6 protein-coding genes and 2 pseudogenes are annotated in these 16,178 nt (G+C 45.9%); all 8 read left to right on the forward strand.

Annotation, left to right across the window (positions count from 1 at the left end; all coding sequences use genetic code 11):
• Positions 1–11 precede the first annotated feature (11 nt).
• Positions 12–1,442 (forward strand): annotated as a pseudogene (locus JCM16418_RS27055) (methyltransferase); the annotation flags it as partial.
• Between the two features lie 351 nt (positions 1,443–1,793).
• A pseudogene (locus JCM16418_RS27060) lies at positions 1,794–3,164 on the forward strand (beta-ketoacyl [acyl carrier protein] synthase domain-containing protein); the annotation flags it as partial.
• Positions 3,149–7,435: a beta-ketoacyl synthase N-terminal-like domain-containing protein gene (locus JCM16418_RS23585; RefSeq protein ID WP_052020075.1), complete on the forward strand. Its 4,287-nt coding sequence runs from the start codon at positions 3,149–3,151 to the stop codon at positions 7,433–7,435. The pseudogene JCM16418_RS27060 and the gene JCM16418_RS23585, both read left to right, overlap by 16 nt.
• Positions 7,436–7,489: 54 nt before the next feature.
• Positions 7,490–8,704: a cytochrome P450 family protein gene (locus tag JCM16418_RS05955; protein ID WP_036646969.1), complete on the forward strand. Its 1,215-nt coding sequence runs from the start codon at positions 7,490–7,492 to the stop codon at positions 8,702–8,704.
• Positions 8,705–9,123: 419 nt separating this feature from the next.
• On the forward strand, positions 9,124–12,693 hold the full coding sequence (locus JCM16418_RS05960; RefSeq protein ID WP_036646970.1) for an Ig-like domain-containing protein: 3,570 nt from the start codon (positions 9,124–9,126) through the stop codon (positions 12,691–12,693).
• Positions 12,694–12,737: 44 nt separating this feature from the next.
• Entirely contained in the window at positions 12,738–14,630 is a 1,893-nt protein-coding gene (locus JCM16418_RS05965) for an S-layer homology domain-containing protein (RefSeq protein ID WP_052020076.1), read from the forward strand.
• Positions 14,631–14,927: 297 nt separating this feature from the next.
• Positions 14,928–15,503, forward strand: coding sequence for a dihydrofolate reductase family protein (locus tag JCM16418_RS05970; RefSeq protein WP_036646971.1), 576 nt, complete (start codon positions 14,928–14,930; stop codon positions 15,501–15,503).
• A 382-nt stretch (positions 15,504–15,885) separates the two neighbouring features.
• On the forward strand, positions 15,886–16,026 hold the full coding sequence (locus JCM16418_RS24885) for a hypothetical protein (RefSeq protein ID WP_156327210.1): 141 nt from the start codon (positions 15,886–15,888) through the stop codon (positions 16,024–16,026).
• Positions 16,027–16,178 lie beyond the last annotated feature (152 nt).

Below are 16,178 nucleotides of genomic sequence, written 5' to 3' on the forward strand. Positions count from 1 at the left end.
GGGAACCAAGCATGCAAAACGTGGAACAGCTTCTTTGCAAGATGGTATGGAGTCAACTACAGTCCATGGGCCTATTCACGCCAACCCATCCCGTTGTCGACCTTAGCTCGAATATCGGACTTTCTGCCTTATATCGCAGATGGTTGCAGGAGACCTTAACGGTCATGGCTCGAAATCATTATGTACAGCAAGAAGATAACGTCTATCGGGCTGTGGATCCCACACTGCTTGATAGCACATCGCTCTGGAGAGAATGGAAAACAGAAACCGCCGAGTGGCTGGCTGACCGCAATAGGTCAGCGATGGTAGATCTGCTTGACGCGGCCCTGAGATCCTTGCCGGATATTTTATCCGGCAGGGTTCCTGCTACCGATATTTTGTTCCCTGGTTCCTCCATGGCACTTGTTGAAGGCGTCTACAAGCATAACCCCGTAGCGGATTACTTTAATGAAGTGCTGGCGGATACCTTAATCGCTTATCTGCAGGAACGGTTGAAGCAGAAGCCCGATGCATCGTTACGCATTTTTGAGATCGGGGCAGGCACGGGTGGTACCAGCGCGATGGTGTTCGAGAAGCTCAAACCCTACCAGAAGCACATCCGGGAATACTGCTATTCGGATTTGTCCAAAGCATTTCTACTTCATGCGGAGCGGGAGTACGGACAGGAGAATCCTTTTTTGACCTATCGCATTTTCAATGTGCAGGATACTGTATTGGCCCAGAGCATCGATGCAGGCAGCTACGATGTGGTGATTGCTGCGAACGTGTTGCACGCAACGCCCAATATTCGGCAAACGCTGCGAAATGCCAAGGCTATTCTGAAAAACAGGGGGCTGCTCTTACTCAACGAGATCAGCAGCAACAATTTGTTCTCCCACCTAACCTTTGGTCTGCTTGAAGGCTGGTGGTTATACGATGATCCCGAGCTGCGGATAGACGGCTGTCCCGCTTTGCTTCCACAAACGTGGCAAAGAGTGCTCGAATCCGAGAACTTTCAGAATGTCATATTTATGGCCGAGGACCAACATGGACTAGGTCAACAAATCATTGCTGCGGAAAGCGACGGCGTGATTCGGCAGATGCAAGCGCCGGCTGTATTGCCCATCGAGTCCACGGAACGGGAATTTATGTTCACGAATAAAGAGGCCGTGATAAGTTCGGTAAAAATTGAAGCGAACTCAGCCGCTGCTTCAGGGGATCTGACATCACAGACGTTACAAGCTGTGAAGGAGATATTAGGGAAAGCGATCAAGCTCTCCCCAGACCGGATCGAGTCCGAGACTTCGTTCGAGAAATACGGGATCGATTCAATTTTGCAAGTGAGCTTTATTCGTGAATTGGAACAGTTGACCGGCGAGCTTCCCAAAACAGTTTTATTTGAGCACCCGAATGCACAGGAACTCGTTAGTTATTTATTAGATCATCATAAAGAAGCCTTACAGCGGCGGTTCGCGTTGTCAATTAGCAATGTCGCTGAACACAAGCATAAGACTCCCGCCAAACCATTAGCTGCCTTCAAACAAGAAGAACCTGAACGGCGTGTTCCTCCGGTGTTTCATGAAAGTCCATCTCCTGCTTCTTTAGTTAGGCCTAACCGTTTTCTAAAGACGCATGAAGTTGCCAGCTTTGATATAAAGAGCGGAAGCAGCGGCAAGACAGCAGCACACGAACAGCATGAAAGACGAAACGAACCACGGTATGATGAACGAAATGACCCTACGAATGATGGAGCGAACGATATTGCGATCATCGGCATCAGCGGCCGGTATCCGCAGTCGGAGTCGCTAGAGGAATTGTGGCAGCATCTTCAAGCAGGACGCAACTGTATTACGGAGGCTCCGAAGGAACGTTGGCGTAATTCGCTCGTGAGGCGATTATCGGCCGAAGAACGGCCAATCCAGGAGATGCGGCAAATATACGGGGGATTTCTGAAAGAAATCGACCGGTTCGATTATCAATTGTTTGGAACAGGCCGCCAGCAGGTTATGGAAATGACGCCGGAGCTTCGCTTGTTGCTGGAAGTCGTCTGGGAAACGTTCGAACATGCGGGCTATGGCAGACTTCGTCTGAACGATGTGCAGAATAAGTCATCCAAAGGGGTCGCCGTGTTTGTCGGCAATATGTACAATCAATATTTTTGGAGCATTCCTTCGTTGAAGCAAGCTGTGCTTAGTTCCAACGGAACGGACTGGCATCTGGCGAACCGCGTCTCTCACTTCTTCAATCTCACGGGTCCCAGCATGGCCGTGAGCTCAGCCTGTTCCAGCTCGATGACGGCAATTCATCTGGCCTGCGAAAGTCTGAAGCAGGGGAGCTGCTCGATGGCGATAGCCGGGGGGATCAATCTGACTTTGGACGAGTCCAAATTCGAGGTGCTGGCGCGCGCTAATCTATTGGGCAGCGGGCAGGAGAGCAGAAGCTTTGGCGATGGTAACGGGCTGATCCCTGGTGAAGGCGTCGGTGCGGTCTTGTTGAAACCGCTCGCTATGGCGCTCCGGGACGGCGATCCGATTCATGCTGTGATCAAGAGCAGCGCAGCTAATCACAGCGGGGGCCGGCAGATGTACACCGCCCCAGATCCGAAGCAGCAAGCCCGCCTGATGGAGGATTCTCTGCGGCTAGCTCATATAGATCCCGCTACGATCGGATATGTTGAATCTGCCGCCAACGGCTCGCCTTTGGGCGACTCGATCGAAGTGATTGCTCTGCAGCAGGCATTTGCCCAGTTTACGGACAAAAAACAGTTCTGCTCATTAGGCTCGATTAAATCAAATTTCGGCCACCTAGAAGCGGCATCGGGCATTTCGCAGCTCACAAAAGTAGTTTTGCAGCTAAAGCACGGCGCCCTTGTACCTACACTTCATGCAACTCCGATCAATCCCAATATAAAACTTGGGAATACAGCATTTTATCTTCAAGAAACAGGCGAACCCTGGAAACAGATTCAAGATCCGGGCAGCGGGAAGGATTTGCCCAGAAGAAGCATGATCAATTCCTTTGGTGCAGGCGGTGCTTATACGAATTTGATCGTGGAAGAATACACCTTGGAATCTCCTTCGAACGCAAGAGGCTTAGTGACGTCACCGCAGGAATTTTTGATTATCTTCTCGGCCAAGACGAAGTGGAGCTTCTGCAGTATCTCCAGAAAATGCGAAGCTTGCTGAGGGAGAAAGCTTCACTGGATATGAATGTTCTAGCGCAATCTCTGCAAAAATTGAACCATGGATTGGATGTACGGGCGGCCTTTGTGACCTCTTCGGCTCACGAACTGGCGGAACAGTTGAATGGTTTCCTTGATTCTCCTTCCTCCTCGCCAGCTCGCAGGGTGTATACCACCCTAGATCAACAGAGCCCATCTAGGTTCGTGGAAGCGGCAGAGATCCGGGCAGCTCTAGCAGACAAAGAGCTTCGTTATCTCGCGCAGCGCTGGGTGGAAGGAGTTACGATTGATTTCGAACCGCTGTATAGAGATCGGCCATCTTCATGGATGGAGCTGCCGCATTATGCATTCGACCACGGGGTCGTCTTCCGATTTGAAGAAGATACACCTGTAAGGGGGGACCGTGAGGTCGCGGCGGCGATTAGCTGCGATTATGATGATCCCTACTTAAAAGACCACAAGGTAAATGGCGACAGGGTTTTAGTAGGGGCCGTTTTGGCAAGCTTAGCCGTTGAAGCGTTTTTCCACAAGTTTGAGGGCCATAACGAAGCATGTATCCGCAAGCTGCATTATCTCGAACCTGTGATCGCGAAGGAAAATCAAATTACGGAGCTGGAAGCCGTTACGTTTCCTCATGATTCTTCGAACGATTTTCAGATTGCATACCGGCGAAGTCTCGCAGAGGAATGGAAGATAACGGCGGCGGGCCAGTTCCAGACACCAATAGCGGAACTAACTGGAACAAGCAAAGATATCGCTGGCATCCGGGGCTTGCTTGATCCTGTTCCTTCATTTAATGCAATCTACGAGAGAGGGGAAGACATCGTTCAGTGGGGGCAGCTCTTTAGAACACTGACACAGCTCTATGCAAGTCCTAAGGAACTGCTTGCCAGAGTTGTTTTGAATCCTGATCTGCAAGTGGAAACCAAAGATTATATCTTGAATCCGCTTATTACTAACAGCGCTTATTTAGCTATGCTTTATCTAGTCGAAGAAACGGGTATAGAGGGAAGCTTCGTTCCATTTGGCATTCACGAGATTCAAGTGGTTAGGAACAAATCTTTTGACAACGGCTGGCTGCATATTAAATTGACGAAAAACTCTGGCGAGATGCTGGTATTCGATGTGGAGGCTGTTAATGAAGACGGTGAGACGGTGGTTCGTTGTTTGGGATATTCATTGAAACGCTCTGCCTTAAGACGCGTCATACAGCCTGTACAGGATGCTTTCTTGCCTTCGGCCAATTTCAACCATCAGGATCATGTCTACCGGGGCATTATTAATTATCTAGTAGATAAGCTCGCTAAATCAGCAAATTTGCCTACGATATCCGATATGGAAGCAAATCTTATGGAGCTTGGTCTCGATTCCTCCAGCTTGCTGGCTATGACCGGGGAAATCGAAAGTGCTACGGGCATTGAACTGAACCCGACATTGTTTTTTGAGTATCCGAGTCTAAGAGAGCTTGCTGATTTCTTTTCAACTCATCACCGCGAATCGTTTATTCCGTTAGTTGAACTTGCTCGGGTGCCTATGAAACTTGTCCCCCCTGAGAGCAAGATGACAATGATGCCGCAATCTATTGAATGTTATTCAGAGACGGGCAAGCAACATGAGCACGAAGGGATAGCGATCGTCGGCATGTCGGGCCAATTTGCGGAATGCGAAAATGTAGCGATGTTTTGGGAGAAACAGATTGAGGACAGGGCGGGGACAAGGGGGATTGACGAGAAGGCTACACAACGAGTAAAGAGTAGCCGGTTAAAGAGATCCGAAGAATTGGATTATACGTTATTTGGGATTTCCGAGGAGGAAGCTGCTTTATTAGATCAGCAACAGTATTTACTGCTGACCCAAGCTTGGAAAGCCATAGAGGATGCCGGAATCATACCGCAAACCTTATCTGCGAAATCCACGGGTGTATTCATTGCTCACGGTAAAATAGAGTCTCATTCAGCTGCCGAACAGGAGAGCCGTCCTCCACAAATTGATAGTCCTGCTTCCCGGATGTCTAACTCGGTTTCTTATATATTCAACCTGCGGGGACCTTGCGAGTCTTATGAGGCTGATTCTTCTTTCTTTGTCGCCTTGAACCGTGCGGTTCAAGCTATACGCGGCAAGGAATGCGAGCAAGCGCTGGTTGGGGATGTCTCTCTTAGAAGCGATAATACCGGGGTTATTCTGCTTAAGCCGCTGGAACATGCCATTGAAGAAGGCGATCCAGTCTATGCGGTGATTCAAGGTACAGCCGTATTGCATGGAGGCAGGGGGCTATCATTCAATGCCTCCAGTCCAACCGGAATGACAGACGCCGTGATGTCAGCCTATCAGATTTCGGGTCTGAATCCTCGGACTACAGGTTATATCGAAGCCCACGGCTGGAACCCGTTGTCCGAAGATGCTGCTCAGCTGAAGGCGCTGGCAGACGGATACAGGCAGCTCATTAGCATGAATGCGAGCGATTTACAAGAGGACGTGCCGCGCTATGTCGGTACAATGGCTCCGATATCCGGGATGGCCAGCTTTGTCAAAGTCGTAATGGCATTGCAGCATGGCGTCGTTCCAGGAACTTCGGGAGTTGGTCCTGACAGCGCAAGCACGGTCGTGGAAGATTTTTCGTTTTTGTTCAGGGAAGAAAGTCTGCCGTGGCAGGTTCAAAAGAACGTCGATGGCGGCTCCATCTTAAGACGTGCAGATCTTAACCACTCCTCGCCAGGCGGAATGAATGCTTGTGTTGTGCTGGAAGATTATGTTCCTGCGTTGATGAAGCCGGAGGCGGCTGCGGACGAGAGAGGGCGTTCCGCCCAGATCATTATTTTGTCGGCGAAAACGAAAGAACAGCTGCACGATTCTGCCCGGCAGATGATTGCTTACGCGCAGCGGCCAACTAGGGCAGCACTATCCGATGCAGCTTATACACTGCAAGTCGGGCGAACGCCAATGGAATACCGGTTGTCCTTGGTAGTTACCACATGGGGAGATTTAATCCAAAGTTTGCTTAAATACTTGGAATCCGTGAGCACGAGCGACGAACTGCGATCTTCTCTGCCCATATACGAAGGCCGTCCGATGGACGACCCGACGGGCTTCCGGAGCTTGCTCCAAGGAAATCTGGGGGAGACAGTGTATCGTACACTTTATGAAGAACGTGATTATGCCAAGCTTGCGCTTTGCTGGGCGCAAGGGGGAGAGGTATCGTGGCAGAAGCTGCGGAAGGGTGAAAAACTGAATAAAATTCACATGCCGACTTATCCATTTGTTCGGATTACAAGTCTTGAGCAAGCACCCGAGAAGAAGCGCCGCGTCAAAACGGCAACCAGACCGCCAGTTGGGGAAAGCGCCCTGGATCGTCCGAATGGGTATCCCGAACTGTTGTCATTAAACCGGAAAATCGAAGGTCAGCCTGTATTTTGGCTTCATGGAGGGCTCGGCAGTGTCGAAATGTATCAAGCCGTTGCGGGGAAAAGCGACCGTCCATTCTATGGAATTCAGGCACGCGGTTATTCCAACAGTCGTTCTCCGATCAAGGGGATCGAGAAGATGGCCTCCTATTATATTGAAATTATCCGCTCTGTTCAGGCAAAGGGCCCCTATGATTTGGGCGGTTTTTCATTGGGAGGAATGTTGGCCTACGAAATTACAAGGCAACTGCAGCTGGCGAAAGAGCAGGTTCGCACGATTGTTATGATTGACTCACCGTTCAGCACTTTGTTTAAAGAGAACAAGCCTTCCACCAAATCGTTGATATTGCAAACGATCAACACGATGCTGGTCTCTGTGGCCAAAGATCCGAAAAAAATGACCGAAACGCTCATCAACCGGAACGAAGTGAATATGAAGGTCAAAGATGAAGAGTTTTTGGACGAGATAATTCGGTTTGCCAGGTCTCGGGGACTGAGCAAAACGGAAGCGCAAATCCGCAGTCATATCAAGAAAAACATTCGTATGCAGAGAGCTTACGAGTTTGAGGACTACAGTCCCTCTCCACTCCCACGTCCCCAAGAAGTGAGCTGCTATTATCTTAGAAACAAAAGTGGTATTTTCCTGGGTTCCTTGGAGCCTTTTCTTACAATAGAAGAGGACAAAGTGGAGCTTGATCAAACCAATTATTGGGGGGAATGGCAGCGGCGCATTCCTGAGTTTCAGTTAATCGATGTAGAAGCTTCCAACCATATGTTGATGCTGATGGAACCTAAAGCGATGTCTGTAATTACGAAATTTTGCGAGAAAATTTACTCAAAAGCTGAGGCACAAGTAAGCTTGACAACCCGCTAACACTCCAATAATTACTGCCCATGCTTTGAAATCTACAATAAGAGGGGAATTGTTATGACCAAATTGGCTTTCAGTGTGCACACGGCTGAGTTCCATCAGGATCCTCATTCAGTCTTGAATGAATTCAGAGAGAAGGATCCGATCCATTTTTTTGAATTAAAAAGGTTTGGGGCGACGTACCGGGCTTGGTTGATTACACGTTACGACGATTGTTTAGCCTTCCTCAAAGACAATCGGATCACGAGAGATGTCAAGAACGTGATGAGCGAGGAGCAGGTCGCCCGTATTAATTCAAGTGAAGATGTTGATTTCGTATCAAATCATATGCTAGCCAAAGACGCTCCCGATCACACCCGTCTCCGTTCGTTGGTTCAGAAAGCCTTTACTCCCGCCATGGTCGTTCAAATGAATCCGCGAATAGAAGAGATTGCCGAAGGTCTGCTAAACGAAATGGAGAAGCAGGATGAGGTAGATATCATGAGCAGCTATGCCTCACCATTACCTTATATCGTTCTTGCTGAAATTATTGGGATACCTGCGAAAGACCGGGAGCAATTTCATCAATGGACAAGCGCCATCGTGGATACGTCGGAAAGTAACCACGAGGTAACGAATCGTAATCTTAGAGAGTTTAAAAGTTATCTTGCTGGACTCATTCAAGAAAAAAGAACTCATCCGCAAAACGATATGATTAGCAGGCTAATTTCAGTAGAAGAGAACGGAGACAAATTTACGGAAGAAGAGCTTTATTCTATGCTGTTTATATTGCTTGTGGCAGGGCTTGAAACGACGGTAAACCTAATCGGATCAGGCGTTCTCGCTTTGCTGCAGAATAGGGAGCAGATGGAGTTGTTAAAGAATCAACCAGAGCTTATTGATACTGCAGTGGAAGAACTGCTGAGATACACTACTCCGGTTATCCTGATGGCTAATCGCTGGGTCACTACAGACTTCACTTATCGAGATCATCAGATTCTGCGTGGAGATATGATCTTTATAGGAATTGGGGCGGCTAACCGTGACCCCGCCCAGTTTGAGAATCCTGAAACAATGGATGTAACCCGTACGAGGAACCAACATCTTTCATTCGGTTTGGGGAGTCATTTTTGTTTAGGAGCGCCACTTGCACGTTTGGAAGCTCAAATTGCATTTCGAGCGCTTTTGAACCGGTTTCCAAATATCAAATTACACCAGGAATACGGCGAGATCCAGTGGAGAAAGAATGCATTTTTACGAGGTCTTGAGAAGCTCCCGGTTTCCCTGTTGTAACCAAACGCTGCGAGCAGTAAGAGGCAAGATTTTTGCACAATTTCGATGAGAGAGATACTTGTCGGATGATAAATTAAAACTGTTTAAAACCCGCAAAACTGCGGGTTTATTTTTTTGAAAAAAAATCAAGTTCTCGATACCTTCGAACTTTTCGAGGCAAATGTCTCCGAGCCATGTAAGCCACTCTCATTTTTACTTTATCCCCCTTACCAGTAACAATTAGCTTTTATACAATATAGTAGATTTTTTTGCAGGGTCAGGGGCGGCTACTGACGTTTATGAGGAAGTTTTGAAGTGTGTTTTGTCACTTGAATTATAAAAATATAAAAATTGATATTAATTTAAGACTCTCAAATACCGATAAATATTAAGCACTTTTGGGCTGAGAGCTCTATCACAATAAGAAAGAGGATTATACGATGAAAATAAAGAAGCCGAAGCCTCATTCGACACTCAAAATTATAACAGGAGCTATACCGGTGTCCGCTGTCCTATCCGCATTTTTGCTGTCAGGAACTCTTCATGCGGAAGGTAGCACTTTGCTGGAACCGATCAAGAATATAGACGTGGGATGGATAAGTCCTTCTTCTAAGGTTAATGAGCCCCAGAAGGCTGCTATTGAGGTCGATAGTGGAAGGATAATACTTGACCTTGCCTTTCACACAACTTGGAGATCCGAGGGAGCGGCGGGTACAGTAACGGTAAAATCATCTGATGAGTCTATTGCTACTGCAAGCATTGAACAGGGCAAACTAGCTATATCAATCGGCAGCTATGGGACTGTACAACTCACTCTTAATTCCAAAGATTCAGAAGACCAATCATTTTTAGATACATTTCAATTGGTAATTAACAAGATAGGTGATACCACGGGTGATGGAGTTGTAACATCCGCTGATGCTCTTTTGATTATGAAAGTAGTTAATGGCCTAATTACGCCTACACCTGAACAAATGAACACCCTGGATATCAATCGCGATGGAAAAATAACCAGTGCTGATTCGGCTTTATTGCTGAGTCAATATGTTGGAAAGAACAATGGTCCGGTTGCATCCAGCTATATTGTATCGATTCAATCTGTTAATGATGCTCCAGTTGCCTATAATGTGAAGCCTGCGGTCATGTCCATGATCAATGGGAAGTTGACTGCCCAAGCAGATTATAAGTATCTTGATGCTGAGGGTGATATAGAGGAGTCAACATTAATTAAGTGGTATAAAGGCAGTCTTCAGGATGGATCAGACAAGCAATTAATCCCGGATGCCTCCGGCAAACAGTACATAGTAGAGCCTTCTGATGAAGGGGCCTATCTGTTCTACACCGTAACTCCAGTAGCTGCTACAGGAACACGGAAAGGAATTATAGTAGGCAGCTCAGCAAGTGATCAGCTCCCTGATCAGACATCTCCAACAATTAAAGATATTGCCGCTCCTGCAGGCCGTTATTATGGATCTGGTCAGGTCTTGGAGTTTACGGTCAATATGAGTGAACCAGTGATTGTTTCAGGTGGTTCTCCAGTTCTGCAGCTTAATGTAGGCGGCCAAATCAAAGATGCAGTCTTTAATGACTCGGAGAGCAGCGGAAGCAAACTGGTGTTTACCTATAAAGTAGTGGCCGGGGATACGGATGATGACGGCATTCTTATTAGCCGTATTGAGCTTCCTCAGAGCGTAACTATTAAGGATCAAGCTGGCAACCCTGCTGATCTTACAATAGCTGCAGTTGATACATCCGGCATAAAGGTGGATACGGGAGCACCAACGGCTGTTACTATTGACATTCCGGATAATGGATTGTATCTGAAGGGACAGCAAATTACGGTAGCGGTGAACTGGAGTGAACCGGTTCAAGTAACCGGAGGAGCTCCTGTACTGGATATGATGATTGGAACTGTAAGCCGGAATATGCAATATATGCCGGAAGAGAGCAGTGAGACGAAACTTGTGTTTGCTTATACTGTTGTAGATGGGGATGAGGATGCTGACGGTGTAGAACTTGGGGGTCTGCGGCTTGAAGGAAGTTCCATCAAAGACCACGCTGGCAACTCCGCTGTACTTACTCTGGGGGCTGTCAATACGTCTGGCGTTAAAGTAGATGCGCGTGGACCGGTCGTAAACAGTGTAATCCTACCTCAGAATGGGGCTTATAAGGCCGGTAGTAAGCTGAACTTCATTTTGAATATGAATGAGCCCTATACGATACTAGGAGTAGGATCACCTTCACTAGAGTTAACAGTAGGAGGAGTATCCCGGACGGCGGCGTATGATTCGGCAGCCAGTACGCAGACAGCTTTGGCGTTTACATACACGGTGTCAGCAAACGAGATGGACTTGGATGGCATAGGGATGGGTGCTGTTCAGCTGAATGGTGCAATCATCCAAGATATTGCTGGCAATACGGGCAATTTGGATCTACTGGCGCAAGACACAAGCGGTATTGTGATCGATACGGCTCAACCTCTGGTGACAAGTCAGACTCCAGAGAATGACAAGTTGGCTGCCAGTACGTCAGGAGATCTTGTAATGACTTTTGATGAACTGATAAATGTAGTGAACGGAAAGGAAATAACCGTTACCAATACAAAGGATAACAGTACATTTATCCTGAATACTGAAGACACTAATAAAGTCATCGTTGACGGCAATAAAGTCACACTTAAGAACCCTGGCTTGCAGGATAACATCAGGTATAAGGTAGATATCGAGTCAGGAGCATTTATGGATAAGGCAGGAAACCTTTATGCAGGTCTAAGTGGCAGTGCGAACTGGAGCTTTACAACCCCGGATCAGACCGCACCAAGTGTAATCAGTACAACACCGAACAACAAAGCGGTTGGAGTTAGTCGAACAGATAATTTTGTCATTCAGTTCAGCGAACCTGTTGTCGTGGGTGACGGTTCTAAGCAGATCGTTATCCGGAAAGCCTCAGATTTAAGTGAAGTGGCTGCCTTTACAGCGGGAGACTCCGTAAATGCTTCCTTAAGCGACACAACTTTGACGATTACTAATCCAGGGTTGGACGAGAGCACAAGTTATTATGTAGAGATTGAATCGGGCGCATATGAAGATACTGCTGGCAATTCCTTTGCGGGTTTGTCCGGTCTGAGTGGCTGGAGTTTCAGTACACCTGACTCACGTTCTCTAAATGCAGTCAACACGGACGAAGAGTTCTCTGAGAAGCAGATGCGAAGTAATCCATATGCTATGGGCGCCATGCTAACCCTTAATATTACAGGGGATATATTCAAAAAAACCTTGTCAGCTGCTGATTTTGAATTGAATCATGCTCCTGCGGGTCTAACCATTATGAGTGCAGATTATTTGAGCGAAGATATGGTGATGCTGACATTAGATTATGATGGTACAGACTTTGATCAGGATGTAACCGATTTTAGCATTACAGCTAAGCCTTCTGCGCTGGTTAGTGGCGGGAGGGTTACTTCGAATGAAATGACGATTACGGCAGATGTGGAGCAGGAATCGCCTGTGTTCATCTCCGAATATTTGTACGGAGGTGCCGAGAAGGTCGTGCTGGAGTTATATAACGCCGGAAGTGTACCAGAAACAGGATTATCTCTAGAGATCTATACTACCGATCATGCTGCTCCATATGTCACACCTGTAAGAACGGATTCTATCACAGAACCCAATTTTGATATCCCAGTTGATCCAAACAGCTTCCTTGTTGCTATTAATCCTGTATATTACTATTACATGGATGACAATGGAGGTATAGCCTATAATGTTGAGCTGAAAATTCCCAATACACCAACAATTAAAGCGATAGTGTTAAAAAAAGGAACTACGATTCTTGATTATATTGGCAGCCCGACCTCGAACAGAGCAATTTTGCTGGAACCAATGACCATGCGGAGAAAGTTGTCTATTCAATCAGGAAGTCCAGCCTATATCCCATCCCAATGGGACTTTTTAACACCAGCTGATTTTGCTCAGAATAAAGATTTTTATACAGGAATCAGAATCCGTTAATAAGGATCAGTATTTATAAAGATAGATACTATATGGAGGAAGTTATGACTAAAGAAAAGATGAAACACATTGTTAGAACAGTTCTTCTGCTTGTTGCTGTGTTCGGTTATACAACGGGGTTCGTGCCTGGTCTTACCCATGCAGAGCCAACAACTGCTGTAAAGCTGCAGCTGGTCATTGGAGAGATAACCGCCAAGACTGGTGACGCCGTCCAACTGCCAGTTACTTTACAAAATCCTTCACATAATATAGCTTCCTACAATTTGCAGCTGGATTATAATCCGGCTTCGATAGAAGTGCTTGCTATAACTCCTACCTATGGAGATTCAACTCCGGCTTGCGAGTCAAGCCAGAATGGATGTTTTCAGTCAAACATCAATAATACACAAGGCTGGGTCCGTGCCATATGGGTTGATTCTACTGGTGGGAACCGCATGCTTTCTAGTACGCAGCAATTGTTCACGATTCAGGTGAAGATCAAAGGAATTGCTATGGATGGTAAGGCGTTCACCGTGGACAGTGATAATCCAGAGCATCTAAACTTAACTGGCGTAGATGAGAAAGTATCCTATCCAGCTGAGATAAAGGGTGGACGGATCACATTATCGCAGTCTGGATCCACCTCAAGCGGAGACGGATCAGCCAATATTCCTGTCCAAGTACCTGCACAGCCGGTGCCAACGAATGTTCGGGTTGTTCTTGACGGTAAGGAACAGCAAAATATGGCCACAGCAAACATTAGTAAGGTAAATGGACGCGAAATTATAACGATAAGTGTTGATAATGATAAGGTTATCCATCAAATAGCAAATGGAACTATGAACACGCTCCTGCTCCCGGTTTCTACAACTTCTGAAGAAGTCGTTGGCGTGCTGAACGGTCAATTGTTGAAGGAAATGCAGAACAAAGCGGCAAAGGTGGAGATCCAGACGGATCGTGCGACTTATACACTTCCTGCCGTTCAAATCGGTATTGACGATCTATCCCGGAAGTTAGGACAAGATGTGTCATTGAAAGATATCCTAATTAACGTGAAGATTTCCGAGGCTTCTGATGAAAGTACTAAAGCGGCTCAGACTAAAGCAGCTGCAGGTCATATGAGCCTTATTGTAAGACCGGTAAATTTTGAAGTTGAAGCCAAATATAAAGATAAGAAAGTTTCAGTTACCCAGTTTACGGATTATGTAGAGCGTTCCATCACGCTACCAGACGAAGTAGATCCGGATAAGATCACGACAGGGGTTGTCGTTGGCAAAGATGGAGAACTCTCGCATGTCCCTACGCAAATAGTAAAGAAAGATGGACGCTATTATGCTGTGATTAACAGTCTAACCAACAGCACATACGCAGTGGTTTGGAATCCGAAGACCTTTACAGATACAATCAAGCATTGGAGCCGTTCAGACGTTGAGAACCTGGCATCTCGGTTGGTGATTCAAGGCGTGGGCCCAGATCAGTTCGATCCGGATCGCAATATTACACGTGCGGAGTTTGTATCCATTGTATTGCGTTCGCTAGGTATTCATCAATCAAGCACATCAATTGTTTCATTTAAGGATGTAAAAGCTAGTGATTGGTTCGCCGATGAGGTTAACACTGGGGTCTCTTATCAATTAATTAAAGGATATGATAACGGAACCTTTAAGCCAAATGGCCTGCTTACCCGTGCTGAAGCGATGACCATTCTGGACAGAGCTTTTGCTATTGTAAAAATAGATAAAGTTACACAAGACATTGAGGCCAACCAACTGCTAGCGGATTATAAAGATAGCGCAGCTTTAGAGCCATGGGCTAAGTATGCAGCTGCCTCAGCCATTAAGCTGGGCATCGTTAAGGGAACTAACGGTCAGCTTAACCCAAGGGGAGAGATTACTCGTGCCCAAACAGCGGCCATAATGAATCGTTTTCTCATTAAATCAGAACTGATCAACGAATAAAGATATTTGAACCGTCGACTTTAGGGTCGGCGGTTTATTATTAGTAAAAGCCTGATGAATCAGGCTTTTTGTTATATCAGTAGGAAACATTTTGTCATACAAAAATGCATAAATGTTCCTTTCAACATAATCGTTAGTTGACACAAAGTTATCTACATTGTCGAGGTTAGGGGGTTATCATGTTTAGGGAGAGTTGTTTTAGTTATCGAGCTAACGGGCAGTACGGAACAACCAAATTATGCTAAAATGTAGTTATTGTATAATGTACATATCCCTCATGACAAAGGAGAACTAAAAATGAGAAAACTCGTTCTATTTCTGCACGCATCGCTTGACGGTTTTGTAGAAGGGCCGAAAGGTGAAATGGACATTGGCTGGGTTTCCTACGATGCTGATCTGGAGAAACACGCAAAAGAAATTCTGAGTACTGCCGACACTGTCATTTGGGGACGCGGGACTTATCAGATGATGCACAGTTATTGGCCATCGGTGCCTTCGAACCCTTCTGCTTCGCAGCATGAACTAAATCATGCCGAGTGGATCGAAAAGACAACCAAAATCGTGTTTTCCACGACACTGGAGAAAGTCGAATGGAACAATTCCAGATTGGTGAAAGAAGATATCGAGGAAGAGATCAATAACCTCAAGCAGCAGGCAGGCGACGATATGGTCATTCTCGGCAGTCCTAGGTTTGCACACTACTTAATGCAGCTTGATTTAATAGATGAGTATAAAATTACAGTTTCTCCCGTCCTGATCGGAAGCGGGTTGCCGTTATTCCAAGGTCTCAAGGATAAGATCAATCTTAAACTTATCGAAAACAAGACCTTTGATTCGGGAGCCATAGGTCTCGTTTACCAGACGGTTAGATGATCTGTCGGGGATACTCGGAACGAGTGTCCCCGCACGCGAAAGTTATGAATAATAAATTGCCTATATCTATCATGCCGTTTTTAGATGCATGAACTGTGATAATTGTGAGGAGAGACTCATCATTGGAGGGACATTAATTTGTGAATTAGAGGTGAATGTCGATGAAAAGAATGTGTAGTGTTTCATACCTGCGAAAATCGCAGGTTTTTCTTTTATCTGTATACATTCTTGACATTATTGAATAACAAGAATATATATCCAATTGAAGCCAAGAATGTACCCAATGCCGACATTTGATTAAACTAACGGGCAGAATAATGCAACAAATTTATCCGACTTGCGTTTATAATATCAAATGCTAAATATTAGGAGTATTAAGAGCGTGAAAAAAAATTATATATTAGTTCTTTTAGTGTTGTTGATGACCCTCGCAATTGGCTGCAATAACGGAAAATCAAAATCAGAAGATTTATTTGTAGATGGCAATACAAAAAAGATTGTCGGAACGATAACTAAAAAATAGTCCCTTTCCGTGGGCGTGATTGTCTTATTGCTTAAAATAATGTTTTTATTACGCTAACAGTACACTATAGTTCAACTAAAGGGCAGATTAGTATCAAATTTAGATTAGAAAAGGGAGGGAAAATGTGATGTGGATACCTGTTCTCTTACTTC

The sequence above is a fragment of the Paenibacillus pini JCM 16418 genome (assembly GCF_000576305.1).
Classification (GTDB): domain Bacteria; phylum Bacillota; class Bacilli; order Paenibacillales; family Paenibacillaceae; genus Paenibacillus_AQ; species Paenibacillus_AQ pini.

Excerpts from the sequence above, each read along its gene's own strand:
- JCM16418_RS05960 (WP_036646970.1), top strand. The coding sequence starts at position 9,124 with ATGAAAATAAAGAAGCCGAAGCCTCATTCGACACTCAAAATTATAACA.
- JCM16418_RS05965 (WP_052020076.1), top strand. The coding sequence starts at position 12,738 with ATGACTAAAGAAAAGATGAAACACATTGTTAGAACAGTTCTTCTGCTT.
- JCM16418_RS05955 (WP_036646969.1), top strand. The coding sequence starts at position 7,490 with ATGACCAAATTGGCTTTCAGTGTGCACACGGCTGAGTTCCATCAGGAT.
- JCM16418_RS05970 (WP_036646971.1), top strand. The coding sequence starts at position 14,928 with ATGAGAAAACTCGTTCTATTTCTGCACGCATCGCTTGACGGTTTTGTA.
- JCM16418_RS23585 (WP_052020075.1), top strand. The coding sequence starts at position 3,149 with ATGCGAAGCTTGCTGAGGGAGAAAGCTTCACTGGATATGAATGTTCTA.